General features: G+C 61.6%; 29 protein-coding genes and 1 tRNA gene. 14 read left to right on the top strand and 16 right to left on the bottom strand.

Going from position 1 to position 24,607, the window contains the following annotated elements:
* The first annotated feature begins 8 nt into the window (after nt 1-8).
* The gene (locus NCHOL11_RS06870; protein WP_097091641.1) at nt 9-413 is read left to right on the top strand and encodes a MerR family transcriptional regulator; all 405 of its coding nucleotides are present in this window, start codon (nt 9-11) and stop codon (nt 411-413) included.
* Here NCHOL11_RS06870 and ruvX read toward each other — a convergent pair.
* Together ruvX and NCHOL11_RS06860 are read right to left on the bottom strand one after the other, a co-directional pair.
* Complete coding sequence (gene ruvX, locus NCHOL11_RS06865; protein WP_097092785.1) at nt 410-874, bottom strand: Holliday junction resolvase RuvX; 465 nt, start codon at nt 872-874, stop codon at nt 410-412. The genes NCHOL11_RS06870 and ruvX overlap by 4 nt on opposite strands.
* Before the next feature lie 5 nt (nt 875-879).
* Nucleotides 880-1,998 carry a DUF3089 domain-containing protein gene (locus tag NCHOL11_RS06860; RefSeq protein WP_097092784.1) on the bottom strand — a complete coding sequence of 373 codons (1,119 nt, stop codon included), beginning with the start codon at nt 1,996-1,998 and terminating at the stop codon, nt 880-882.
* Nucleotides 1,999-2,124: 126 nt separating this feature from the next.
* Here NCHOL11_RS06860 and gatC point away from each other — a divergent pair, with 126 nt between their 5' ends.
* The 7 genes from gatC to npdG all read left to right on the top strand — a co-directional run bounded on the left by gatC (nt 2,125) and on the right by npdG (nt 9,384).
* Nucleotides 2,125-2,412, top strand: coding sequence for an Asp-tRNA(Asn)/Glu-tRNA(Gln) amidotransferase subunit GatC (gatC, locus tag NCHOL11_RS06855; RefSeq protein WP_097091640.1), 288 nt, complete (start codon nt 2,125-2,127; stop codon nt 2,410-2,412).
* Nucleotides 2,412-3,896, top strand: coding sequence for an Asp-tRNA(Asn)/Glu-tRNA(Gln) amidotransferase subunit GatA (gatA, locus tag NCHOL11_RS06850; protein ID WP_097091639.1), 1,485 nt, complete (start codon nt 2,412-2,414; stop codon nt 3,894-3,896). The genes gatC and gatA overlap by 1 nt, the downstream gene beginning before the upstream one ends.
* A gap of 123 nt (nt 3,897-4,019) precedes the next feature.
* The gene (gene gatB, locus NCHOL11_RS06845; protein WP_097091638.1) at nt 4,020-5,522 is read left to right on the top strand and encodes an Asp-tRNA(Asn)/Glu-tRNA(Gln) amidotransferase subunit GatB; all 1,503 of its coding nucleotides are present in this window, start codon (nt 4,020-4,022) and stop codon (nt 5,520-5,522) included.
* A gap of 73 nt (nt 5,523-5,595) precedes the next feature.
* Entirely contained in the window at nt 5,596-6,468 is an 873-nt protein-coding gene (locus NCHOL11_RS06840) for a hypothetical protein (RefSeq protein ID WP_097091637.1), read from the top strand.
* Nucleotides 6,469-6,543: 75 nt separating this feature from the next.
* Nucleotides 6,544-7,743 (top strand): serine hydrolase domain-containing protein, encoded by a 1,200-nt coding sequence (locus NCHOL11_RS06835; RefSeq protein WP_097091636.1) that lies wholly within the window; start codon nt 6,544-6,546, stop codon nt 7,741-7,743.
* A 103-nt stretch (nt 7,744-7,846) separates the two neighbouring features.
* Nucleotides 7,847-8,560 carry a TetR/AcrR family transcriptional regulator gene (locus NCHOL11_RS06830; protein ID WP_097091635.1) on the top strand — a complete coding sequence of 238 codons (714 nt, stop codon included), beginning with the start codon at nt 7,847-7,849 and terminating at the stop codon, nt 8,558-8,560.
* Nucleotides 8,561-8,718: 158 nt separating this feature from the next.
* Nucleotides 8,719-9,384 (top strand): NADPH-dependent F420 reductase, encoded by a 666-nt coding sequence (npdG, locus tag NCHOL11_RS06825; protein ID WP_097091634.1) that lies wholly within the window; start codon nt 8,719-8,721, stop codon nt 9,382-9,384.
* Between the two features lie 66 nt (nt 9,385-9,450).
* Here npdG and NCHOL11_RS06820 read toward each other — a convergent pair.
* Both NCHOL11_RS06820 and folK read right to left on the bottom strand, forming a co-directional pair.
* A tRNA-Lys gene (locus NCHOL11_RS06820) sits at nt 9,451-9,526 on the bottom strand.
* A 44-nt stretch (nt 9,527-9,570) separates the two neighbouring features.
* Nucleotides 9,571-10,083 (bottom strand): 2-amino-4-hydroxy-6-hydroxymethyldihydropteridine diphosphokinase, encoded by a 513-nt coding sequence (folK, locus tag NCHOL11_RS06815; RefSeq protein ID WP_097091633.1) that lies wholly within the window; start codon nt 10,081-10,083, stop codon nt 9,571-9,573.
* A 23-nt stretch (nt 10,084-10,106) separates the two neighbouring features.
* Between folK and NCHOL11_RS06810 the strand changes: the two genes are divergently transcribed.
* Entirely contained in the window at nt 10,107-10,763 is a 657-nt protein-coding gene (locus NCHOL11_RS06810) for a uracil-DNA glycosylase (protein ID WP_097091632.1), read from the top strand.
* Nucleotides 10,764-10,774: 11 nt separating this feature from the next.
* Here NCHOL11_RS06810 and NCHOL11_RS06805 read toward each other — a convergent pair whose 3' ends face one another.
* The 6 genes from NCHOL11_RS06805 to rpsD form a co-directional block, all read right to left on the bottom strand.
* Complete coding sequence (locus NCHOL11_RS06805) at nt 10,775-11,065, bottom strand: putative quinol monooxygenase (RefSeq protein WP_097091631.1); 291 nt, start codon at nt 11,063-11,065, stop codon at nt 10,775-10,777.
* A gap of 18 nt (nt 11,066-11,083) precedes the next feature.
* Nucleotides 11,084-11,932: an N-carbamoylputrescine amidase gene (aguB, locus tag NCHOL11_RS06800; protein ID WP_097091630.1), complete on the bottom strand. Its 849-nt coding sequence runs from the start codon at nt 11,930-11,932 to the stop codon at nt 11,084-11,086.
* Nucleotides 11,933-12,043: 111 nt separating this feature from the next.
* On the bottom strand, nt 12,044-13,033 hold the full coding sequence (locus NCHOL11_RS06795; protein WP_097091629.1) for an agmatine deiminase family protein: 990 nt from the start codon (nt 13,031-13,033) through the stop codon (nt 12,044-12,046).
* A gap of 82 nt (nt 13,034-13,115) precedes the next feature.
* Nucleotides 13,116-13,628: a PilZ domain-containing protein gene (locus NCHOL11_RS06790; protein ID WP_141397819.1), complete on the bottom strand. Its 513-nt coding sequence runs from the start codon at nt 13,626-13,628 to the stop codon at nt 13,116-13,118.
* 223 nt (nt 13,629-13,851) lie between these two features.
* On the bottom strand, nt 13,852-15,498 hold the full coding sequence (locus NCHOL11_RS06785) for a M28 family peptidase (protein ID WP_097091627.1): 1,647 nt from the start codon (nt 15,496-15,498) through the stop codon (nt 13,852-13,854).
* Nucleotides 15,499-15,628: 130 nt separating this feature from the next.
* Nucleotides 15,629-16,243 carry a 30S ribosomal protein S4 gene (rpsD, locus tag NCHOL11_RS06780; RefSeq protein WP_097091626.1) on the bottom strand — a complete coding sequence of 205 codons (615 nt, stop codon included), beginning with the start codon at nt 16,241-16,243 and terminating at the stop codon, nt 15,629-15,631.
* Nucleotides 16,244-16,420: 177 nt separating this feature from the next.
* On the opposite strand from rpsD, the gene NCHOL11_RS06775 reads away from it, so the two are divergent.
* Nucleotides 16,421-16,717: a chorismate mutase gene (locus NCHOL11_RS06775; RefSeq protein WP_097092783.1), complete on the top strand. Its 297-nt coding sequence runs from the start codon at nt 16,421-16,423 to the stop codon at nt 16,715-16,717.
* On the opposite strand, the gene NCHOL11_RS06770 is transcribed toward NCHOL11_RS06775, so the two are convergent.
* The 4 genes from NCHOL11_RS06770 to rpiB form a co-directional block, all read right to left on the bottom strand.
* Nucleotides 16,714-17,445, bottom strand: coding sequence for an RNA methyltransferase (locus NCHOL11_RS06770; protein WP_097091625.1), 732 nt, complete (start codon nt 17,443-17,445; stop codon nt 16,714-16,716). The two genes, NCHOL11_RS06775 and NCHOL11_RS06770, sit on opposite strands and share 4 nt — an antisense overlap.
* 21 nt (nt 17,446-17,466) lie before the next feature.
* Nucleotides 17,467-17,928 (bottom strand): transcriptional regulator NrdR, encoded by a 462-nt coding sequence (gene nrdR / locus NCHOL11_RS06765; RefSeq protein WP_097091624.1) that lies wholly within the window; start codon nt 17,926-17,928, stop codon nt 17,467-17,469.
* A 92-nt stretch (nt 17,929-18,020) separates the two neighbouring features.
* A complete protein-coding gene (gene glyA / locus NCHOL11_RS06760) occupies nt 18,021-19,340 on the bottom strand; it encodes a serine hydroxymethyltransferase (RefSeq protein WP_097091623.1) in 1,320 nt (439 codons plus the stop codon).
* Nucleotides 19,341-19,352: 12 nt separating this feature from the next.
* Complete coding sequence (gene rpiB, locus NCHOL11_RS06755) at nt 19,353-19,790, bottom strand: ribose 5-phosphate isomerase B (protein ID WP_097091622.1); 438 nt, start codon at nt 19,788-19,790, stop codon at nt 19,353-19,355.
* Nucleotides 19,791-19,893: 103 nt separating this feature from the next.
* Here rpiB and NCHOL11_RS06750 point away from each other — a divergent pair, with 103 nt between their 5' ends.
* Nucleotides 19,894-20,091, top strand: a complete 198-nt coding sequence (locus tag NCHOL11_RS06750; RefSeq protein ID WP_097092782.1) for a hypothetical protein — start codon at nt 19,894-19,896, stop codon at nt 20,089-20,091.
* On the opposite strand, the gene NCHOL11_RS06745 is transcribed toward NCHOL11_RS06750, so the two are convergent.
* Nucleotides 20,092-21,183, bottom strand: a complete 1,092-nt coding sequence (locus tag NCHOL11_RS06745; RefSeq protein ID WP_097091621.1) for an HPP family protein — start codon at nt 21,181-21,183, stop codon at nt 20,092-20,094.
* 138 nt (nt 21,184-21,321) lie between these two features.
* On the bottom strand, nt 21,322-21,978 hold the full coding sequence (locus NCHOL11_RS06740) for an alpha/beta hydrolase (protein ID WP_037463024.1): 657 nt from the start codon (nt 21,976-21,978) through the stop codon (nt 21,322-21,324).
* 146 nt (nt 21,979-22,124) lie between these two features.
* Here NCHOL11_RS06740 and NCHOL11_RS06735 point away from each other — a divergent pair, with 146 nt between their 5' ends.
* The 3 genes from NCHOL11_RS06735 to NCHOL11_RS06725 are packed head-to-tail and all read left to right on the top strand — an operon-like array spanning nt 22,125 to nt 24,604.
* On the top strand, nt 22,125-23,162 hold the full coding sequence (locus NCHOL11_RS06735; protein WP_097091620.1) for a cysteine desulfurase family protein: 1,038 nt from the start codon (nt 22,125-22,127) through the stop codon (nt 23,160-23,162).
* A complete protein-coding gene (locus NCHOL11_RS06730; protein ID WP_097092781.1) occupies nt 23,159-24,250 on the top strand; it encodes a cysteine desulfurase family protein in 1,092 nt (363 codons plus the stop codon). The genes NCHOL11_RS06735 and NCHOL11_RS06730 overlap by 4 nt, the downstream gene beginning before the upstream one ends.
* A gap of 18 nt (nt 24,251-24,268) precedes the next feature.
* Complete coding sequence (locus tag NCHOL11_RS06725; RefSeq protein ID WP_097091619.1) at nt 24,269-24,604, top strand: 2Fe-2S iron-sulfur cluster-binding protein; 336 nt, start codon at nt 24,269-24,271, stop codon at nt 24,602-24,604.
* Nucleotides 24,605-24,607: the final 3 nt, after the last annotated feature.

Genomic DNA, 24,607 nt, shown 5'->3' with positions numbered 1-24,607 from the left:
AGTCAAGCATGTCGATGACGATTTCTGGTCTGGCGCGCGCAGGCGGCGTTGGCGTCGAGACGGTGCGCTTTTACCAACGGCGCGGCTTGCTGGAGATGCCGGAGCGCGGCGCGCGCGGTCCGACGTCCGGCATAAGGCGCTATGAAGATGAGGATGTGCGCCGGTTGAAGTTCATCAGGTCAGCGCAGGCGGCAGGCTTCACATTGGAGCAGATCGGCGAGCTTTTGCAGCTGGACGCGGGGCAGGACCGAAAGCGGGCGAGGGAATTGGCGGCCGAGAGGCTGGCGGCGCTTGACCGCAAGATAGCCGAACTTCAAGCGGCACGAGACTCGCTCCGCAGGCTTTCGAGCGCATGCAACGCCTCTGACGATGGGCCATGCCCGATCATCTCCGCGTTTGACGGACCGGGTTAAAAACCGGCCATCAATCCGTCGATCGCGCCTTGCAGGATGTAGCTTGCAGCCAGCTTGTCGACCAGTTCGCCGCGCCGTGCCCGGCTTGCATCTGCCTCCAGCAGCGTCCGGGTGACGGCCTGGGTCGACCATCGCTCGTCCCACAGCAGTATCGGCAGCCTCAAGTCGGCGATGTTGCGCGCAAAGGCGCGGCTGGCCTGGCTGCGCGGGCTTTCGCTGCCGTCGAGGTTGAGGGGAAGGCCGATGACGACACCCTTCACCTGCTGCTGGTCGATGAAGGCAGCCAGCGCTATCTTGTCCTTGCTGAATTTGCCGCGCGAAACCGTGTGGGCCGGACTGGCGATCGACCAGCCAGCGTCGCAAAGCGCGAGGCCAATCGTCTTCGTGCCGACATCCATGCCGAGCAATCGCCCGCCTTGGGGCAGGGCCTCACGAAATGCCGCGCGATCGGTGGTAAGCAGCACGCTCACGACTTTGCGAAATTCGCCAGGCGGCGGCGGGCGTCTTCGCGCACGTCGCCCCAGAAGAGGCTATAGTCGTAGACATGGTAATTATTGCCGGGGAGGGTGAAAGGCCCCATGTCGATCGGCTCACCGATCATCAATATGCCGCTGCTCTCGCACCGCGCCGGTACGACGCCCTTGAGCAGACGGGGAGGCTTTCCTTCCTCTCGGCTGTCCAGCGTTCCTTGATTGGCGCTGGCCGGAGCAGCCCCGTTGAAGGTGCCTGTTATAGGATTGGTGCAGAGCATATGGGTGTCCTTGCGCGGCCTTCCGTTGAACCCGGCCTTGCGCTCAAAACTCTCGATCATCGGCGAAGGATCAGCGGGCTCCGCATAGCTTTGCCAGCTGAGGATGCAGCGCGCCTGATCGCTCCGCGCACATGCGGGCAGGCCGAGGGCGGGCAAGTCAGCCTCCACAGAGACGGGCCAGCCCACTGCGTAGACCGCAGCGACACGGGAAGCCACCGGCTTGCCTGCCACTTGGTCATGGAGCAGCTGGAGCAAATGGCGCGAACCCTGGCTATGCCCTGCGAGAATGATCGGACCAGCCGGATTTGCCTTCAGGAAAGCGGCAAAAGCTTGGGAAACGTCTCTGTGCGCGGCGGCCAAAGCCTGCTCACCTGCGGGCTTGCCGGTGAGGAATGCGCCGTAATTCGCCTGCCGGTAGCGCGGCACCCAGACATTGCCGACCGCATTGAAGGCGCTCGCCTGCGCTTGCACGAACCGGCGGGCGGTCGCCAACGCATCCTTGTCGTCCAGCCGCATGTTCCAGTGCGCGCTGCTAAAAGCAGTTATGTAGGACGTGGGGTGAATGAAAAAGACCGCCGCCTTTTGCGGCATCGGTTCATCCTTTTGCCCGGCCGGTTTCCACAACGCGGGATTGTCATGCCCGATATCCGGGCGGGATATCCACATTTTCGCATCCTCATAGGCGTTCGCCGGGAGCGGAGCGATGGGAGTGAAGGCCTCGCGCGGCACCATCACCGCGCGGATCAGTTCCATGCCCCAGATGCGATAGACCAGCAGCGCCGCGAGAACCAGCACGATCAGGCTGGCGACGACATAGAGGAACTTGCGGGCCAATGCTTTGCTCTCCTTCGGCCGGCAGGGCTCCATAGGCTGCGTCGGGCGGCGCCTGTCTGGCGCAGCCGATCCTCACGCGCAAGTGCGGACTTGAAGCGGACGTGAGCGGGTGGTAGCGGCGGCGCCATGTCGATAGACCTTCAGACCGTAAAGAAGATCGCCAGCCTGTCGCGCATTTCGGTGACTGACGCCGAAGCCGAAGCCATGGTGCCTGAACTCAACAACATCCTCGGCTGGGTGGAGCAATTGGGCGAGGTGGACGTGGCCGGCGCGGAGCCGATGACTGCCGTCATCCCCAACAAGCTGCGCCTGCGCGACGACGCCGTGACCGATGGCGATGTCCGGGACAGGGTGCTGGCCAACGCGCCACAGGCAGAACATGGCTTCTTCGCGGTGCCGAAGGTGATTGAATAATGAGCAATCTGACAGATTTGACGGTCGCCGAAATCCGCGACGGCTTTCGCTCTGGTGACTTTTCCGCGCGTGAAGTCGCGGAGGCATTCAACGCCAATGTCGCCGCCGCGAAGGCGCTGAACGCCTTCATCGTCGAGACCCCGGAAAAGGCGCTGGAAGCGGCCGACGCCGCTGACAAGGCGAAAGCGGCGGGGGAAGCGCTGAAGCCGCTGTCAGGCGTACCGATCGGCATGAAGGACCTGTTCTGCACCGAAGGCGTGCAGACGACGGCCGCGAGCCACATGCTCGAAGGCTTCAAGCCGACCTATGAGTCCACCGTTTCGAAGAAGCTGTGGGATGCGGGCGCGGGCATGCTGGGCAAGCTCAACCTTGACCAGTTCGCGATGGGATCGTCCAACGAAACCAGCTATTTCGGCAATGTGATCTCGCCCTGGCGGCGCAGTGGCGGCGACAATGCCGCGCTGGCCCCAGGTGGCTCTTCGGGCGGCTCGTCTTCTGCTGTCGCGGCCCGGCTTTGCCCTGCAGCGACGGGGACCGATACGGGCGGCTCGATCCGTCAGCCTGCCGCCTTCACCGGCATCAGCGGCATCAAGCCGACCTATGGCCGCTGCTCTCGCTGGGGCATCGTGGCATTCGCAAGCTCGCTCGATCAGGCCGGGCCGATGGCGCGGACGGTGCGCGACAATGCGATCCTGCTCGAAACGATGGCGGGCTTCGATCCTAAGGATTCGACCTCGCTCGATCTGGCCGTGCCGCAGTGGGAGGCTAATCTTTCGAGCGATCTCAAGGGCAAGAAGGTCGGCATCCCCAAGGAATATCGCCCCGATGGCCTGAATGAAGAGATCGCGGCGCTTTGGGATCGCGGCATCGAATGGCTGAAGGACGCGGGCGCCGAGATAGTGGAAGTGTCGCTGCCGCATAGCAAATATGCGCTGCCGACTTACTATATCATCGCGCCTGCCGAGGCTTCCTCCAACCTCGCCCGCTATGACGGCGTGCGTTATGGCCAGCGCGACCTGCCCGATGGCGCGGGGCTGCAGGACATGTATGCGGCCACTCGCGCTGCCGGGTTCGGTCCAGAGGTTAAGCGCCGCATCATGATCGGCACCTATGTGCTGTCGGCGGGCTTCTACGATGCCTATTACACGCAGGCGCAGAAGGTTCGGGCGCTGATCGCGCGCGACTTCGAGCAGGCTTTTGAAAAGTGCGATCTGCTGCTGACGCCGACCGCACCGAGCGCCTCCTTCGCCTTGGGTGAGAAGCAGGCTGATCCGCTGGCCATGTATTTGAACGACGTCTTCACCGTGCCGGCTTCTTTGGCCGGGCTGCCGGCGATGGCAGTTCCGGGCGGGCTGGACGCGCAGGGGCTGCCGCTTGGGCTCCAGATCATCGGCAAAGCGCTCGACGAACAAACCGTGCTGAACGCAGGCCTGGCTATCGAAGAGCGCGCGGGCTTCACCGCCCGGCCGGAGAAGTGGTGGTAAGCTCATGTCGTCGTCATCCCAGCGCAAGCTGGGATCTCAGGCGGCGTGGCACGACAGTTGGAAAGATCCCAGCCTCCGCTGGGACGACGACATGAAAAATTCGCTGGGATGGCGGTGTAGAAAATGACTGAATCAACCTATCGCATTCAGGGCGCAACCGGCGAGTGGGAGGTCGTGATCGGCCTCGAAGTCCATGCGCAGGTGACGAGCCAGGCGAAGCTCTTTTCCGGCGCGGCGACCGCTTTCGGTGCGGAGCCGAATACTCAGGTAAGCCTGGTCGACGCGGCGATGCCGGGCATGCTTCCCGTACCCAATCGGGAGTGTATCCGTCAGGCGGTACGCACCGGCATGGCCATTGACGCGAAAATCAACAAATGGTCGCGCTTCGACCGCAAGAACTATTTCTACGCCGACTTGCCGCAGGGCTATCAGATCAGCCAGCTTTATCACCCGCTGGTAGGTGAGGGGCAGATCGAGATCACGCTGGACGAGAAGAACCCCGACAGCAGCACGAAGACGATCGGCATCGAACGCATCCATGTCGAGCAGGATGCGGGCAAGTTGATGCATGATCAGCATCCGACCCGCTCCTATGTCGACCTCAACCGCTCTGGCGTGGCGCTGATGGAAATCGTGTCGAAACCCGACATGCGCTCGCCTGCCGAGGCCGGAGCCTATCTGTCGAAGCTGCGGACGATCCTGCGCTATGTCGGGTCCTGTGATGGCAATATGGATCAGGGTTCGATGCGTGCGGACGTCAATGTCTCCGTACGCAAGCCGGGGCATGAATTCGGCACCCGTACCGAGACGAAGAATGTGAACTCGGTCCGCTTCGTTATGGCGGTGGTCGAGCATGAGGCCAATCGTCAGGTCGATGTGCTGGAGGCCGGTGGCAAGGTAGTGCAGGAAACCCGCCTGTACGATCCGGACAAGAATGAAACGCGGTCCATGCGGTCGAAGGAAGACGCGCATGACTATCGCTATTTCCCGGACCCCGACTTGCTGCCGCTTGAGCTGGACGACGCCTTCCTGGAGGAATGCCGCCAGTCGCTGCCCGAACTGCCCGACGCGAAGCGCCGCCGTTATGAGGAGCAACTGGGCCTTTCCGCCTATAATGCCGCAACCCTGACCGCTGACGCCGACACGGCGCGCTGGTTCGAAGCACTGCTCGCCGAAGGCGCGCGCATCCAGAAGAAGAGCGAGGGCGAAGTCGCCAAGGCCTCCGCCAACTGGCTGCTGTCGGAGCTTTATGGTGCGCTCAATCGTCTGGGCAAGAACCTCGAAGATAGCCCCGTCGGCCCGGAAGAGGGCGCGGAGCTGCTCGCCCTCGTTGCCGACGGTACGATCAGCGGAACAATCGCCAAGCAGGTGTTCGAAATCATGCTCGAAACCGGCGAGTGTGCGCCCCGGATCGTCGAGGAAAAGGGCCTGAAGCAGACCAGCGACACCGGCGCGATCGAAGCAGCGGTCGCCAAGGTGCTGGCTGATAATGGTGACAAGGTCGAGCAGTACAGGGCGGGCAAGGAAGCGCTGTTCGGCTTCTTCGTCGGTCAGACGATGAAGGCCATGCAGGGCAAGGCAAATCCTCAGGTCGTCAATGAACTGGTCCGCAAGGCGCTTGCCTAAAGCGATGCCCGCTGTCTAAACCTCTTGCCGGTAGGTGAAAGCGGGGGCGCTTTCCCTCCACAGGGGGTGACATATGAAGACTGGCGGCTTCCTCGCGGGATTGGTGCTGCTCGCCGCTGGCGCGCCGTCGGCCGTTGAGGCGGAGACATTGACCAACGACATGGTCGTGTCCCTTGTCCAGGCGGGGTTGGGTGATGATGCCGTGATTGCGAAGATCAAGGCATCGGCCGCCCATTACGCTTTATCTACCGACGATCTGATCACATTGAAAAAGCGTGGCGTGTCCGGTCCGGTGATCGCGGCGATGATCGATGCGGGCTCGCAAGGCGCGGTATCTTCCAAGGCGGCATTCTCGGCGGACTCACCCAATCCCTTGGTGCCGCATCCGTCCGGCGTTTACCTGGCGAATGATGCCCGCATGGTGCGGATTGATCCGACCACCTCGAACCAGAGCAAGACCGGCGGCATATTGGGCTATGCCTTCACCGGCGGTATCGCTTCTCTCAGCATCAAGGCAGTCATTCCGAACATCACGGCGCGGGTCCGCACGGGCCGAGCGCGGCCGACCTTCTATTTCTATTTCGATGAGGCGACCCGCGGTCTGTCTCAGGCCGGTGGCGCGTCGCTCTGGCTATCGGGCCCTGCCAGCGCCATCACCTCTCCCAATGAATTCAGCCTCATCCGCTTCGATGTGAAGAAGGATCGGCGCGAAACACGCGTCGGCAGCATGAACCTGGCCGGAGCAAAGGCAGGGGTGATGGACAAGGACCGCATCCCGTTCGACTATGAACAAGTGACGCCGGGCGTGTTCAAGGTAACGCCGTCGGCCGATCTTCCCTCGGGAGAATATGGCTTCATCTATTCGGTCAGCGCGGGTGCTGGCCCTGGCATGTGGGGCAACGGCACAGGCTCTGCGCGGATTTTCGACTTCGCCATCCATCCCTGACGAACAGGGTTCCCGCCATTGTCCTGGGCCTGTAGCTGCTTTAGCGGCAGGAGGGGGCAGGATATTGGAGGCGGAATGCAGGCGACGACGCAGATTGACGCGGCGGCAGCAAAAGCGGCGGGCATGGACCCCGGCCGATTGGAACAGCTCGCCAACTCGCTGCACCTTCAATATGTGACCGCGGGCAAGCTGCCCCACTTGCGCCTGCTTGTGTCGCGTGAAGAACGGGTTTTGCTGTCCCATATCAGCGGCATCGCGCGCGCCGGTGGAGAACCCCTCCAGCCCGACTCGCTGTTCCGCATCGCATCGATGACGAAGCCCATCACTTCGGTCGCCTTCATGATGTTGGTGGAGCAGGGATTGGTCGCGCTCGACGATCCGGTAACGAACATCCTCCCCGAATTTGAAAATCTCTCCGTCGGCTTGGGTCGGGAGGCGCTGAAGCAGCCGATGCGCATGATCGATCTGCTGCGTCATACCTCGGGGCTTACCTATGGCCTCCAACGGCAGACGGCGATCGATGCGGAATATCGCCGGCTTAGCCTGGACGAATTTCAGCAGAAGCGCAGTTCCGCAGACTTCGTCGCCGCCCTCTCGCAGCTGCCACTGGAATTTTCTCCGGGTGAACGCTGGAATTATTCGGTGGCAACGGACGTCTTGGGCGTGATCGTCGAAAGGTTGAGCAGTCTCGACCTCGCCAGTTTCTTCGATCGACACATCTTCCAGCCGCTAGGGATGAGCGACACATTCTTCGAGTTGCCCGAAGACAAGGTGGATCGGATGACCGACGCCTGGCAGTTGGGACCAGATGAGCGGTTATCGCTCTATGATAGAGGCGCTCGAAGCGGATGGCGGCGAAATCTGAGGTTCCGATCCGGCGGCGGAGGTCTGATCTCGACCGCGCATGATTATCACCGGTTTGCACGCATGCTTTTGCGCGGTGGTGAATTGGACGGAGTCCGCTTGCTAAAGGCTGAGACGGTCGCTGCCATGCATGCCAATCATCTCCCGGGCGCAGGCGATCTTGCTCAACACTCTTCTTCCATGTTCAGCGAGGCGGACTACGCCGGAATAGGTTTCGGGCTTGGCTTCGCCACTGATCTAAGAACCGGAGAATATTTCTGGGGCGGGGTGTTCTCGACCTTCTTCTTCATCGATCCGCGCGAGAAGATCATCGGATTGCTCATGACGCAGCATTTGCCTTCCAACGTCTATCCGATCCGCCGACAGTTGCGTGACGCAGTGCGGGGGGCGATCGTCACTCGTTTCGGCTGATACAAATCTCAAAATCAACTTTAGCCCCAGTTTGAAATTTGCACTCGCATGCATTGCGGCTAAGGTGCAGAACCGACAAGCTGTTGAGCGGCAAGGAGAGCCGATGTTGAATGATGTAGGCGACCGGCCACAAATTTATTCGAGCCCAGCCATCATCGAACGACGCAAGCGGATCTTGGCGGAGACGCGAAAGCTGATCGCTGAGCAGGGCATCACGGCCTTCAGCATGAATGAGATCGGCCACCGCGCCGGGGTCGCCAAACGGACCCTCTACAATGCTTTTCAGACCCGTGAACGGATGATCGCGGCGGCAATCCAGGAATATTTCGACGAATATGTCAGCAAGCTCTCCTACATCAACCCGCCCGGCACGATGGAACATAATATCGAGCGCATGATCTCCATCCTTCAGCGTAACCGGAAACTGCGGAATTACGTCAAGGCCGTCATGTCGCTCTATTTCAGCTCCGACGTCGATCCGGACATATGGAGCGCCATCCATGCGCCTGCCGTCCACCATAATCGTCGGTGGATCGAGCTTCTCGCGGCGAAAAAGCAGCTCCAGCCATGGGTCGATGTCGATCAGCTGGTCGATGATCTGGTGCGGTTCGAGTTCGCGACGATCAACGAATGGGCCCAAGCCCGCATCGCCGATGATCAGGTGACGGCCCGGCTCGTCAGCAGCTATCTGGGCTGTGTCGCCGGTGCCCTGAAAGGCAATGCGCGAAAGGAAGTGGAGACGTTGCTCAAGGCGATTGCCGAGCGCGGCGCTCAGGCCATACCCGTGCCTCATGCGGACAAGGCTATGGCGGCGTAAGCGCTTGACCGACCTGCCGTTCGCAGCGCGCCTAGCCCTAACCAGGCTTTTCTCTGCACCTTCTCCACGCTACGGCAACTCCAAACGGACCGCAGGCGAGCGCCGGCGAAGATCACAAGATGCATCCCCGCATCGTCATGAACAGGAGAGTATAGCTGATGCAGAATGAGCAACTGGCGACCATCGCCGTCCTCGGCGGAACCGGCAAGGAAGGTGGCGGGCTCGCGCTCCGCTGGGCGCACAAGGGTCATAAGGTGGTTATCGGCAGCCGTACAGCCGAACGTGCCAGGGAAGCCGCCGCGCAAATGAATGAGCTGCTCGGGGGCAACAACGTAACCGGGGCGGCGAATGCTGAAGCCGCTGCACAGGGTGAGATCATCGTCCTCGCCGTACCCTACGCCGCGCAGCAGTCCACCGTGCAAGAAGTCGCTGGCGCGCTTGAAGGCAAGATCCTGATCGACGTGACCGTGCCACTCGTGCCGCCAAAGGTCAGCCGGGTCCAGCTTCCCAATGGTGGATCCGCTGTGGAAGCGGTGCAGAAGATGCTGGGCGAGGGCGTTCGCGTCGTATCTGCCTTCCAGAATATCAGTGCTCATCACCTGACCAAGCTGGACGAAGATGTCGAATGCGACGTACTGGTTTGCGCCGACGACACGGACGCTGCCGATCAGGTGGTGGCATTGGCGCAGGAAATCGGCCTGCGCGCCTGGAACGCTGGCCCGCTTTGCAATTCGGTGGTCGCGGAGGGGCTTACCTCCGTCCTCATCGCACTCAATCGCAAATATAAGGTGCCGGGTTCGGGCATACGCATCACAGGCGTCTGAAACTGCGGATATGCGCGGTTCACTGCTTTCCACCGACCCATGCAGCATTCAGCTGCCGGTGGAAGGTGGTGAGCCCTGCTGGATTCGAACCAGCGACCTACTGATTAAAAGTCAGTTGCTCTACCGACTGAGCTAAGGGCCCTCCGTCACGAGGTCCGCACGCACTAGAGGCGGTGATGCGGCTGGTCAACCTCTAGGACGCGGCAAAGGCGCAGCTTTTCGCAAGCGTGCATGAAGATGCCGGATGGAAAGGCCCGAAAGCGGATCGGACCACTGCGGCGCGATGGTCATGAGCGGCGACAATACGAAATCGCGCGTGCGGAAAGCCCGGTGCGGAATGTGAAGCCACCTGATCGACCAGCGTCCCCCTGACCAGAGGATGATGTCGATATCGATGGTGCGGGCGCCCCAGCGGCGGTGCCTCCGCCTGCCCAGGTCAGCTTCGATCGCCTTGAGTGCCCGCAACATGTCTGGCGGGGTCAGCCTGCTTTCGATCAGCAGCGCGCTGTTCGCATATTCCCGCAGGGAGGGGCCGATCGGCTCGGTCGTCAATATCGGTCCCGTCGCCACAATCCGGCCGATCTCGCCCAATCTGCTGGCGGCCTCCTGCACGATGGCTCTTGGCGTCCGCTTTGCCGACAATGGCCGGTTCGAACCGAGCGCAAGCGCATAGCGATGAAGAGTGCTTGTCTTGACCATGTGACTGCGCCTAACCGCTGCACATGACGCTGCAAAGCCCCATAGCCGATGCGGAAGCGCCGCTGGATTGTCCGCTCTGCCCCCGCTTGGCCGCCTTGCGTCAGGAATGCCGGGCCGAGCATCCCGACTGGTGGAATGCGCCTGTCCCCGCATTTGGCGATCCGCTTGGCCGCATCGCGGTCGTGGGACTGGCGCCGGGCAAGCAGGGGGCCAACAGAACCGGGCGGGCATTTACCGGCGATTTTGCGGGTGACCTTCTTTTCAACATATTGCTGAAGGCGGGTCTTGCCGAGGGGTCTTATGAGGCCCGGCCCGACGATCAGCTGACGCTGCGCGACGTCATCATCCTCAATGCCGTAAAATGCCTTCCGCCGCAGAACAAACCCCTGCCGCAAGAAGCGCACAACTGCCGCCTATTCTTGAAGTCGGCTGCCGACGCCTTACCCAATGCGCGGATATTCATCGCGCTGGGTGAGGTCGCCCATCAGTCCGTCGTGAAGGTGCTGGGCGGCAAACTTCCCAAGGCGCGCTTTGCTCACATGGCGGAACACCGCATGCCGAGCGGCAAGATAGTCATCGACAGCTATCATTGTTCCAAGAGAAACGTCATGACTGGCCGCCTGACAAACGAGATGTTCGAAGCGGTCTTCAAAAAGGCTATCGCGTTACTTTCAACCTGACGCCGCAGACCTCAGCCTACCAGATAGTCGAGATATGCTCCCTCCGGCGGCCCATCCAGCGCCGCCATCATCGGTTCGAACAGCCGCTTGTCCAGCATCGGACCAGCGGCCTTGTGCGCATCGACATCCGCCCAGCGCTCGATGAAGACGAAGCGGCGCTCATTGCCAAGGTCGCGAAGCATCTCGACGCCCTCACATCCGGGCAGCGGCCGTACCGCTGCTGCCAGTGCGCGAAGGGCGCTCTCCAATGCTGCCTCCGATCCTTCTCTGGCATGCATCAGATAATGGCGCGCAACCGTCATGGCATCATTCTCCCAAGCTTAGATATCCTGCGCGATCCGGCCGTATAATTCCGGCCGCCGGTCGCGGAAGAAGCCCATGCCCGCGCGATGCTTGCGCGCCTGCGCCAGATCAAGCGTGGCCACCAGCGCGCCATTATCCCGCGCGTCAGCTTCTGCTACGAAATCGCCCCATTCATCGCTGATGAAGCTGTGACCATAGAATTTCTGGCCGTCTTCCTCGCCGATCCGGTTGGCGGCGATCACCGGCATGCAATTGCTCACCGCATGGCCGATCATCGCGCGGCGCCACATGCGGCTCGTATCGAGATCCGCGTCATAGGGTTCCGATCCGATCGCGGTAGGATAGAAGAGCAGTTCCGCTCCCATCAGTGCCATTACCCGGGCTGCCTCCGGATACCATTGGTCCCAGCAGATGCCCACGCCGATCGTGCCGTAACGCGTCTTCCAGACCTTGAACCCGCTATTGCCGGGACGGAAATAATATTTTTCCTCATATCCCGGCCCATCCGGAATATGGCTCTTGCGATACAGGCCCATGATCTCTCCCTCATCATCGATCATGGCGAGGGAATTGTAATGATGCTGGCCATCCCTCTCGAAAAAACTGGTGGGAATGTAGACGCGCTCCGCCTTCGCCACCTTGCGCATCTCGGAAACGGCGGGATGTTCGTCGATCGTCCTGGCGTTGGCGAACAGAGCCTCGTCCTCGACCTTGCAGAAATAGTGACCTTCGAACAGTTCGGGCGGCAGGACGATCTTGGCGCCTCGAGCCGCCGCCTTCACCACATGGTCGGCCACCATGGCGACATTGTCGTCCACATCGTCTGAAAAGGCGAGCTGAAGCGCGGCAACGGTGACTTTGGTCATATCCTCGAAAGTCCTAGAGGCGAATGCCCAACCGGGCGGTATGAGGTTGGGAGATAGAGCAGGATTGGCGGAGTGCAACCTCCGCACCGGTCAAGGAAGCTCCCTTCGATTTTATTGTCCCGGCAAGGGCATTTGCTGGCTGCAACAATGGAAACTGCCGCCGCCCGACAATATCGCATCGCTCCGGAGACCTATTATCTCGCGCCCCGGGAAAAAGGGCTTGAGCGCATCGAGCGCCGCCTGGTCATTGGGCTGGCCATAGATGGGCACGATGACCGCAGCGTTGCCGATGTAGAAGTTCATGTAGCTTGCAGGGATCACCTCGCCATCCACCAGTACACGGCCGGGGGAGGGGATTGACGCCACTTCCAGGCCGAACGCCTTGGCCCTTGCGCGCGCGTCCGCATAGATGGCCGCATTGGGGTCATCATCCGTGCTTGCTTCCGGCAGCGCCAGCAGGCCTGGCGCAATAAAGCGCGCAAGATTATCCACATGGCCGTCCGTATGGTCGTTGAGCAGACCATCGCCCAGCCACAGCATTTCGGACAGGCCCAGTGACCCCGCCAGCAGCGTTTCGATCTTGCCACGATCAAGATCCGGATTGCGGTTGGGATTGAGCAGGCATTGCTCGGTCGTGACGAATAATCCGGTGCCATCGGTATCGATCGCGCCGCCTTCGAAAATCCAATGTTGCGAGGAGGTCGGCAATCCCGTCGTCGCGGCCAATCGCGCCCCGATATCCTCATCGCCCGGCATCTGATATTTACCGCCCCAGCCATTGAACCCGAAATCCACCAAGGCGCGTTCATGCCCACGCATGACCGCGATCGGGGCGGTATCCCGCAGCCAGACGTCACCCAGCTTCTGCGTGACGATGGTCACGTCCGGGCCAGCGAGCGAGCGCGCTATCTCCGCATCACCATCATTGGCGCAGACCAGCCGGACCTCTTCACCTTTCCCCTCCGCGCGGAGCGCCTTGGCAAAGGCGGCGACCTGCTCGCGTGCCGCGTCGAACGCGCCAGGCCACTCTTCGGGAAAGGTGGGAAAGCCGATCCAGGTCCATTCATGCGGCGCCCATTCGGCAGGCATCTGGAATGTCATCGGCTTTCTCCTGCTGGTACGGCGTTGCTTGCCGCGCTCTACAGCATTGCGGCTTGCGTTACAGCGCCAATTCGCCGCGCCATCAGGTCGTTATCTGCGCCGTCCACTCGTCGAGCAACTTGAATCCCAGCGCCACTTCGAAACTCAATCCGACATAAGCGTCCTCACGCCAGCGCACCGTGGCGTCCCGCTTGCCCAGACCTTCGATGATCAATTGGACCTGCATATTTTCGCGCAGTTCGCCGGACTCGTCCAATAGCTTTACGCCGAACAGGGATATGTCCTGCATCATGCATGCCTGCATGCCGGTTCCCGTAGCAACCGTGACAGGGGTGAAGATGTTCAGCCGGACAGCTTCGCGTTCGCTACGGCCGTTCCTCTGTTCCGCGATTATGGTCGAAATGGCGATATGCTCTTCGAACAGCAGCGAAATATGTTCACCTATATTCATGCCCACGACCGCCGGAACGGAAAATCCGTTGCGCAGGCCCAGGGTGACGCTCTCGCCCGCCGTCATTGGCACACTGGTCCGCACCAGTGCCTCACGCGGCGACAGAGAATGGACGACGCAGAGGCATTCTCTCCGCGCCGTCACCAACTTGCCAACATGCAAGATTGTAACAGCCTTGTTAACTTCCACGACCCATCCCCAATCTTATTATCGTTACGTTGCCGAATCGTCGGCAGGTCAGGGATAGAGGCCAAGTTTCCGTAAGGGAAATGATTAACTTAACGGACGCCTGTCCAATCATGGGACGGCGTTGAGCGAGCCATGACGAGCCTCCTGGCATGCTTCTGCGCAACAGGTGCCAAGGTTTCTACCGGCCCGCCCGGCTCTTGTCGCGGATCGCGCGGAATTCATCACCGGGCGTCCAGTTGGGCCAAGCGGTCGTGTCGGCCAGCGCTCTGCCGACGTCATAATAGAGCTTCAGGTCGTCCTTCACGCCGCTCCAATCCCATTTGGGATCATATTCGTCCTTCGGGCCATGGTAGCGATGTTCTTCATATTCCCTTGCGGCTGCCGCCCCGGCCGCGGGGCCGCCCCTCACCAGATCCTGGCCGCCTTCGAAATAGAGCATGGGCACGCCATGTTTCGCGAAGCTGAAATGGTCTGATCGGTAATAGAAGCCTTTTTCCGGCGTGGGCTCCAGGCTCGCAACGCGCTTCTGCGCGGCCAAGGCGCGATCCAGATATGCGTCCAGCTGCGACTTGCCCTTGCCGATCACGACGACGTTCTTCGCGCGCCCCGCCATACCGAGGGCGTCCATGTTGACGCCGCCCACGGTTTGGCCAAGCGGGAAGACCGGATGATTGCCATAATAGGCCGATCCCAAAAGCCCGGACTCTTCTGCTGTCACCGCAAGGAACACCTGGCTGCGTGCCGCCGGGCCCGCTTTCACATTGGCTTCCGCCAGCGCGACCAGGGCCGCCGTGCCAGTAGCATTGTCGATCGCGCCGTTGCAGATATCGTCTCCATCCGGCGCGGCTTCGCAGCGGCCCAGATGGTCCCAGTGCGCCGCGTAAAGCACATATTCGTCCGGCCTCGTTTTGCCGGGCAGCAACGCGACGACATTCTTCGACTGATGCTTTCGGACGATGTTGTCGAACGAGACATTCGCCTTGACGCCTTTCAGCGGCACTGCCTTGAACCCGCGCTTCTTCGCCGCCGCGCTCAGGCTATTCAGGTTAAGGCCCGCGCCTGCCAGCAGCGCCGCAGCCTTGTCTTTCTGCACCCATCCGATGGCGGCCGATTGCTTCGCATTGCCATCCCCATTGTCGGCCACATGCTGTGCGCCGGTCCAGCTCGACTGCACCACGTTCCAGCCATAGGCGGCGGGCACCGTGTCATGGACGATGATCGCCGCCGCCGCACCCTGGCGCGCGGCTTCTTCGAACTTGTAGGTCCAGCGGCCATAATAGGTCATGGCGCGCCCGTTGAATGGGCCGCTCAGGCCAGGGGTCTGGTAATCGGGATCATTGACCAGGATGATGACCGTCTTGCCGCGCACGTCCACACCGGCATAATCATTCCACTTCTTCTCGGGCGCGTTGATCCCATAGCCCACGAAGACGACCGGACTATCCTGCACCTCGACATGTGGTTGAGCGGTGCGATAGGTCGCGATCACCATTTGAGAGCCATATTCGGCGGATACCGGCGCCTTGCCGCCAGTGAAGCGCAAAGGCGAAACATCCTTGGCGGCGATCTCCACCAGGGGGACGTCCTGGAACCAGCTGCCTTTATTGCCGGGCTTCAGCCCCAGCGCCGCAAAGCGCTGCACCAGATAGGAAAGCGTCTTCTCCTCACCCGCCGTCCCGGGCGCGCGCCCTTCATAAGCATCCGAGGAAATTTCTTTCACCACCTCCTTCATGGTTTCGATCGACGGGCTGATGCCGGAAGGTGCTGCCATCGCAGCACTGCTGGTGAGGAGAGCGATCAGCAAAGTCGAAGGAAGCAGGCGCATGGCAATAGCCTTGAAGGATAAGGAATGCCGTGGTTCTGCCAGTACCCCCTCGGTCCGGCAAGGCTTGTTGGACAAACAAAAAAGGCGGCCCCGAAGGACCGCCTTTCCGTACGAAAAGCTCGTGAACTGATCAGCGCGAATAGAATTCGACGACCAGATTGGGTTCCATCTTCACCGGATAGGGCACTTCGTCCAGCGTCGGAACGCGGACATAGGTGACCTTGGCAGCGCCATCGGGCGACACATAGTCAGGGATGTCGCGCTCGGGCAGGCTCTGCGCTTCCAGAACGAGCGCCATTTCCTGCGCCTTCTTGCCCAAGGTGATTTCGTCGCCCGGCTTCACCAGACGGCTCGCGATGTTGCACTTGACGCCGTTCACATAAACGTGACCGTGCGACACCAGCTGACGGGCCGACCAGATGGTGGGCGTGAACTTTGCGCGATAAACCACTGCGTCCAGGCGGCGCTCCAGCAGACCGATCAGGTTCTGGCCGGTGTCACCCTTCATCCGTGCGGCTTCGGTATAGTTCTTCTTGAACTGCTTTTCCGTGATGTCGCCATAATAGCCCTTCAGCTTCTGCTTCGCCTTGAGCTGGATGCCGTAATCGGACATCTTGCCCTTGCGGCGCTGACCGTGCTGACCGGGACCATATTCGCGCTTGTTGACCGGGCTCTTCGGGCGACCCCAGATGTTCTCGCCCATGCGGCGGTCGAGTTTATACTTCGCGCTGGAACGCTTCGACATGATAATTCCTTACAACTGCTAACAACGTTATTCCCGGTCCTCGCCTGCTTGCCATGAAGGGGCAGGGCCACTGCTTCACCGGGATGCAGGGCCAATCGCGAAGGCGCGCCTATGGAGAAGGGGCGGGATCATGTCAACCCTCGACAGGGGCGGGACGGCGGCCTAATCGGTAGCGCCATGAACCCGGAAAGCTATTCGACCATGGAGCAGGTTCGCGCGGGCGTCGACAATCTCGACCGCCAGATCGTCGCACTGCTTGCCCAACGCTTCGCCCACATGCGCGCCGCCGCCCGCATCAAACAGGATCGAGGGGCTGTCCGTGACGAAGCGCGCAAGGCCGAGGTTATCGCCAACGCCAGGAAGGAGGCAGAACAGCTGGGCCTGCCCGGCGAGATGATCGCCAATTTTTGGGATCATTTGGTCGAAGCTTCGATCGCGTACGAAATGGAAGAATTCGACCGCATCAAGGTCTAACGCGCGCGCGGGTTGGCCAGTGCCGACAGCACGCCGCGCAGCGTTCGTACCTCCAGATGGTTCCAGCCCGGCTTGGTCAACAGATTGCGAAGAGTGCGCTTGGTCGCAGGAGCGCGATCTGGCGGGAAGAAATAGCCCGCATTCTCCAGCAAGGTTTCGAACTGCCCGATCATGCCTTCAAGCTCTGCCTGCGGAGCAGGTTCGCCCAGATCGGTCACGGTCGGCTGCTCCAGCGCGGCCTGCTTCGACCATTCATAAGCGCATAATATCACTGCCTGGGCAAGGTTCAGCGACCCGAATTCCGGATTGATGGGCACCGTCAGGATCTTGCGAGCGAGCGCAACATCCTCCGTTTGCAGGCCAGACCGCTCCGGCCCAAAGACGAAGGCGCATCGTCCGCTCGCCTGATGCACTTCGCGCGCTGCTTCTTCCGGCGTTACTACGGGCTTGGTCACGCCGCGTTTGCGCACAGTCGTTGCATAGACATGCGCGCAATCAGCCACCGCATCGGCAAGCGTCTCAAACACTTCCGCCTTGTCGAGCACGACATCCGCGCCCGCGGCCGAAGGACCAGCATCAGGATTGGGCCAGCCATCGCGGGGGCTGACCAGACGCATGTCGGTCAGCCCGAAATTGAGCATGGCCCGCGCGGCCTTGCCGATATTCTCGCCTAGCTGCGGACGGACAAGGACTATGATCGGGCGTGTGGAGGGAGGAGCAGCATTCATTCCGGTTGCCCTAGACAGTCCTCACTCACTGCCAACCTCCTTCACCGACCCCGCAAAATCTTCGAAATCCCGCGCGTCGGTGAAATCCTTATACACGCTGGCGAAGCGGATATAGGCAACGCTGTCGAGCCGCTTGAGGCCTTCCATCACCATCTCGCCAATCGCGCGCGCGGGGACTTCGCCTTCCCCGCTGGTTTCCAGCTGCCGCTGAATACCGGAGATCAGCTTTTCCAGCCTGCTCGGATCGATTTGCCGTTTGCGGCAAGCGATATCGATCGACCGCGCCAGCTTGTCGCGATCGAACGCTTCCTTGCGGCCTTCGCTTTTCACTACCCAGATGTCGCGCAACTGGATTCGTTCGAACGTGGTGAAACGGGCTCCACAAGTTTCGCACTGTCGTCTGCGGCGAATGGCTGCGCCATCTTCGGTGGGGCGGCTGTCCTTTACCTGACTGTCGTCATGAGCACAGAAGGGGCAACGCATTCAGCAATAAGCTCCGTTCGTTTCCGGATGAGTCGAGACACGAGATGGCACAGCCGCTGCGCCTCGACCACCCCTGATAGCGACGGAAGCTATCAGCCTTCGTAGATCGGGAAGCGTGCGCAGAGCGCCGATACGCGATCCCGAACATTGGCTTCCACCGCCGCGTCGCCATGCTCGCCATGGTCGCGCAGCCCTTCCAGAACATCGGCGATCATGTCGCCGATCGCCTCGAACTCGGCAACGCCAAAGCCGCGCGTCGTGCCCGCTGGCGAACCCACGCGAATGCCGCTGGTCTTGGTCGGCGGCAGCGGGTCACCCGGCACGCCATTCTTGTTGCAGGTGATGAAGCTGCGCTCTAGCGCCTCATCGGCATCCTTGCCCGAGATGCCATAGGGGCGCAGGTCTATGAGCGCGAGGTGCGTGTCGGTGCCGCCCGAAATGACGGCGAGCCCGCGCTGCTCCAGCTTGGCGGCGAGCGCCTTCGCATTTGTGACGATCGCCTGCGCATAGGTCTTGAACTCGGGGCGCAGCGCTTCGCCGAAAGCGACCGCCTTCGCTGCGATGACATGCATCAGCGGCCCACCCTGCAGGCCTGGGAAAACCGCCGAGTTGATCTTCTTCGCAATGGCTTCGTCATTGGTCAGGATCATGCCGCCGCGCGGACCACGTAGGGTCTTGTGCGTGGTGGTGGTCACGACGTCGGCGAAACCGAAGGGCGTCGGGTGCGCGCCACCGGCGACGAGGCCCGCAAAGTGCGCCATGTCGACCATCAGCAGCGCGCCGACCTTGTCAGCAATCGCACGGAAGCGCGCGAAGTCCAGGTGACGCGGATAGGCCGATCCGCCCGCGATGATCAGCGTCGGCTTGGCCTCGATCGCCTGCGCTTCGAGAGCGTCATAATCGATAAGGTGCGTGTCTTCGCGCACGCCGTACTGCACGGCGTTATACCATTTGCCCGACAGCGCGGGCTTCGCTCCATGGGTCAGGTGACCGCCGGCGTCGAGCGACAGGCCCATGATCGTGTCACCCGGCTTGGTCAGCGCCAGCATCACCGCGCCGTTCGCCTGCGCGCCCGAATGGGGTTGCACATTGACGAAGCCGCAGTTGAAGATCTGCTTTGCACGATCGATTGCCAGCTGCTCGACTTCATCGGACGGCGCGCAGCCTTGATAATAGCGCTTGCCCGGATAGCCCTCGGCATATTTGTTGGTGAAGACCGAACCCTGTGCTTCCAGCACCGCTTTCGAAACGATGTTTTCCGAAGCGATCAGCTCGATCTGGTTCTGCTCGCGCTTCAGTTCGCTGGTGACGCCAGCAAAAACCGCTGGATCGGCATCGGCCAGGCTGCGCGTGAAATAGCCTTCCGCACGGATATCGGACAGGTCGGGCTGGGCGAGGGGGGCGGTGCTCATAGGGCTGGCTCCTTAAAGCGCGGGCTGGGAGAGTTTTTCGACACGGCCACTATGGCGGCCACCGCCGAATTCGGTTGAAAGAAAGGCGGTGACGCAGGCTTTGGCCATATCCACGCCGGTCAGGCGAGCGCCCAGTGCTAGGACGTTCGCGTCATTATGCTCACGCGACAAGGCGGCGGACAGCGGCTCGGACACCAGCGCGCAGCGGCAGGCAGGATTACGGTTCACCGCGATCGAAATGCCGACGCCGGAGCCACACAGCGCAATACCGCGCTCTGCCGCGCCGGACGCAACAGCATTGGCGAGCTTGTAGCCGAAGTCCGGATAGTCGACCCGGTCGGCCGTCGCGGGCCCGAGGTCGTCAATCTCATGGCCCTCAGCGCGCAGCCAATCGGCAAGTTCCGCCTTCAGATCAACGGCGGCATGATCGGAAGCGAGAGCGATTTTCACGGTTAAGTTGTCCAGTCACGCAAAGGGTGATTCGTTTCCCGCGCCTCTTAGGGGCAGAGCCGCCCAATTGCCACAGTCCAGCTGGCCGCTTATGGCCTGCTTCATGGCAGCGACGATATTATCCATACTCATGCTCGCGGGATTACTCCTCACGGGCGGCGGCATGTACGCCGTGGTGAAGAAGGGCGACCGCAAGCGCGGCATTCTGATGATCATAGCCGGGCTGGTGATGTTCGCCAATGTCGCCATCTCTGCAATTCCGGGGCCTGACGTGCCAATGCTGAAACGTCAGGCCAACTGATCAGGCGCGGAGCGCCATTGCGGCGAGAAGGTCCGTTTGCGTCACCATCCCGCGCAGCTCGCCGTCATGGCCGACAACAATGGCTTCATGCGTCAATCCGCTCGTCAGCGGACGGAGCAATTGCGATACGGGCGTCTGCTCTGATACCAGCAATGGATCGGATGCTATGTCGCCAGCCGTTTGTCCTGCGCGCGCCAGATCGAGCAGACCAAGTACGCCCCGGACGCGCGCCTCGTCATCCAGCACGGGCATGGACAGTAGCCGCCGCTCCTGGAGCAGTGCGGCCGCTTCGGTGATGGGCTGCCCAGCACGAACCGAAACAATGTCCCGCGACATGATCTCGCCGCAAGTCAGCGAGGTATGGCTGCGTTCAGCTGCCCGGACCTCCGCATCGTGCAGAACGACTTGCAAGTCAGCTGCATCGACGTCGAGCATATCGCCATAGGCTTGCAACGCTTCCTCGACATCCTGCTCGGAAGGCGGCGTTCTCAGCAAAGGCGTCGGGTCACTGGTTCCATGCGCGTTCGGAGCCTTGGGCGGAACATGGGGGTAGCTGTGACCCGCGACACGGTGGAACAGGATTGCGATCGCCACGAGCAAGGCGGTGTTCAGCCCCACCGGTACGAAAGCAAACATATAGCTCGGCGCGCCATTCATCGCGCCCAATACGGCCGAGAGCGCCACGGCGCCGCCCGGGGGATGGAGGCAGCGGAGCAGGGACATGCCACCAATGGCGCACCCCACCGCCAGAGCGGCGGCGACGGTTGGGTCGGGGATCAACTTCGCCACGGTAATGCCAATCAGCGCGGATACGACGTTGCCGCCAAACACTGGCCATGGCTGGGCAAGAGGGCTGGCAGGAACTGCAAACAGCAACACCGCCGATGCGCCCATGGGCGCCACCAGCAAGGGATGGGCGATGCCGTTGCCCAGCATCAAGCCGCACAACAAGCCTGTAATCGCGATCCCGCCGATCGCCCCACTTGCCGCCTTCAACCGGTCGAAGAAGCCGGGGCCTGCGGGCGCAGGGATAAAGGCGCTGTAATAGCGGCTCCAGATCAGACGAACGTCGTTGTTCTTCGCTTCACTCATCGCCCGCCGCCGCTAGTCGCGGCCGGGATGCAGGCCAAGACATATTTTCTTGATGCCATATCGGTCGATCCCGACTGCCTCCAGAATCAGCAAAGGGCCGCGTTACAACCGCGGCCCTTCACAAACATCATAGCTGGCTCAACGGATCGGCGAGTCGGGCGCCAGCCGCATATCGAGATAATTATCGACCGACTTCATCAGCTGATCCAACTCATGCTCGAAAAAGTGGTTTGCGCCACGGATTTCGTCATGATGGATGGTGATGCCCTTTTGTGTGCGCAGCTTGTCGACCAGCTTTTGCACGGCGCTTGCCGTCACCACCTCATCCGCCGTTCCCTGCACGATGATGCCCGAAGCGGGGCAGGGAGCAAGGAACGAGAAGTCATACATGTTCGCGGGCGGAGCGACCGAGATGAAGCCCCGGATTTCCGGACGGCGCATCAACAGCTGCATGCCGATCCATGCGCCGAAGGAGAAGCCGGCGATCCAGGTCGTCTGCGCTTCGGGGTGGAAGCTCTGTACCCAATCAAGCGCTGCGGCGGCGTCGCTCAGTTCACCGATCCCATTGTCGAACGTCCCCTGGCTTCGGCCGACGCCACGGAAATTGAAGCGGAGCACCGCGAATCCGCGCTTTACGAACGTCTTGTAAAGAGCTTGTGTGATGCGGTCGTTCATCGTGCCGCCACCCTGCGGATGCGGATGCAGGATCATCGCGACCGGTGCGCGCGGGCGCGGCGGGGGGCTGAAACGGCCTTCGAGACGGCCTTCGGGTCCGGGGAAAATAACGTCGGGCATGGCACCTGTTATGGTTCTGGCCGCCACCCGAATGAAGGAGGCCGGCGGTTGGATGCGGGCGCGCGACAGCCAATGCTGGCGTTGCGCGGCAGACCGCCTATATAGAAGTCGTCGCCATTTCCGCAATCAATGAGTATCATCGCCTCGTGGCCCTCGCTCGCCTTTATCTGGACCACGCAGCGACGACGCCCATGTTGCGCCAAGCGAAAGCCGCCATGGCCGAGGCGATGGAGCGATGGGCCAATCCGTCCAGCCCCCATGCCGAAGGACGCGCAGCCCGCGCGGCGCTTGAGGAGGCCAGGTCGCGTATCGCTGCCGCTCTGGACTGGAATGGCCACATATTGTTCACTTCCGGAGCGAGCGAGGCGATCGCCATAGGCCTGACGAGGGCGAAGGCGTCCCACATCGTCACGTCGCCGGTAGAACATGATTCGGTTCTACGCGTCACATCTGGCGCGGAACGCCTGAAAGTTGAGCCAGACGGCTTGATTGCTTTGGCTTCGGCATCTCATGGAAACGACACGATCCTTGCCATCCAGCACGTCAACAACGAAACAGGCGTGATCCAGCCGCTCGATGAATTAAACCGCGATGGAGCAATCCTGTTCGCCGACTGCGCGCAAAGTGCCGGCAAGCTTCCGCTCCCCGATGCCGACATGATCGCCATCAGTGCGCATAAATTCGGTGGGCCTCCGGGCATAGGCGCGCTGCTCGTGCGTGACTTGGCGCTCCTTCAACCCAGCGGCGGGCAGGAGCAGGGATACCGGGCGGGTACGGAGAACGTTCCCGCTGTCCTCGCCATGACGGCGGCTTTGGAGCATCGGCCGAACTGGCTTCCTGCTGCTGCCTCACTCCGGCAGCGACTGGACCATGCGATCGAAGAAGCAGGCGGCGAAATCGTCGCGCGAGCCGCTCGGCGCAGTCCGGCGATCGCCAGTTACCGCATGCCCGGCGTGTCCGCTCGCGCTCAGCTGATCCAGTTCGACCTCGCCGGAATCTCCGTCTCGGCGGGCAGCGCTTGCTCTTCCGGATCGCTTAAGACCAGCCACGTCCTCCATGCCATGGGCTGGGATGATGGCGCGGCCGGTGAAGTCATAAGGGTTAGCTTTGGCCCGGCCACAAGCGACTCCGATATCGATCGCTTCCTGGAACAGTGGTTGAAGATCGCGAGCAGGCGGGTGTGACCATCTATCTCGACTATCAAGCGACTACGCCTCTGGCACCCGAGGTCTTCGATGCCATGGTCCCGCTTCTGCGCGACCAGTTTGCCAATCCGCACAGCGCTCATCGTCTGGGCAGGGCTGCGGCGGCGCAAGTGGAACTCGCCCGCGAGCAGATCGTCAGCCTGCTGCCCGAAGGTGGAAGACTGATCTTCACGTCGGGTGCTACAGAAGCGCTCAACATCGCGATCTCCGGCATATCGTCCGGGGGGATCGTGACCTTGGCCACGGAACATGCTGCGGTTCTCGACACGGGTGCTGCTCTCGGGGCGAAGGGCCGCTCTATCAAGCTGCTACCGGTTGGCAGCGACGGCCTTGTAGACCTGGGTTCCGCGCGGGCCGCCATCACGCCCGGCGTGTCCCTGGTAGCCGCCATGCTGGTGAACAATGAAATCGGCGTGGTGCAGCCCATCGAAGAACTGGCCGATCTTGCCCATCGCGCGGGCGCGCTTTTCCTGTGCGATGCCGTGCAAGGCTATGGCCGCGTTCCCATCCCCGGCAATTGCGACATGGTCGCCATCAGCGCGCACAAGATCCACGGGCCCAAGGGCGTGGGAGCGCTCTGGTTGCGGGAAGGCATCAGGCTGGACCCCATAATATATGGCGGTGGGCAAGAAGCGGGCTTGCGCTCCGGTACGCTGTCGCCTGCCCTATGCACCGGGTTTGGCGTCGCTGCCGGGCTGATGCGCGAAAGAGCCGCCCAAGACCGAGTTCATATAGACGCGCTTTGGGATAAAGCGCGCGTCCTGTTCGACGACTGGACCCTGAACGGCAGCGCTGAAGCCCGCTATCACGGCAACCTCAACATCCGCCGCGATGGCGTCGATGGCGCGCGCCTGTTGTCGGACTGCCGCAATGTCGCATTTTCATTGGGAAGTGCTTGCGCGAGCGGCTCCGGACGGCCAAGCCATGTCTTGCGCGCCATCGGATTGTCGGACCGGGCGGCGCGTGGATCGGTGCGGATCGGTTTTGGCCGATACACGACGCTGGCCGAACTGGAGAGTGCCGCAAAGATGATGAACGAGGCGGCAGCCGTACAAGCGGCGCCGTAGACAAGGGAAGCCGCAATCATGGTCAGGGTCACATTCGTCAGCGCGGATGGTGAAGATCGGCGGGAGGTTGATGCCGCCGCCGGTTCGGTTTTGCTGGAAGTGGCCCAGGCGGCAGGCCAGCCGCTGGAAGGAACCTGCGAAGGGCAGATGGCCTGCTCGACCTGCCATGTGATCGTGGAGGCGGCAGACTTTCCCAAGCTGACCCCTGCAAGCGAAGCGGAAGAAGATATGCTGGATCTCGCAGCCGCCGCCACGCGGACCAGCCGTCTGTCCTGCCAGATCATATTGGAGGACAAGCTTGATGGGCTAACTGTCCGCATTCCAGGCGAATCGTACAATATGCAGGGCATGTAACGG

It is taken from the genome of Novosphingobium sp. Chol11 (assembly GCF_900218065.1).
In the GTDB taxonomy this organism is placed as follows: domain Bacteria; phylum Pseudomonadota; class Alphaproteobacteria; order Sphingomonadales; family Sphingomonadaceae; genus Sphingobium; species Sphingobium agri.
This window is presented reverse-complemented; position numbering and strand designations above follow the sequence as displayed.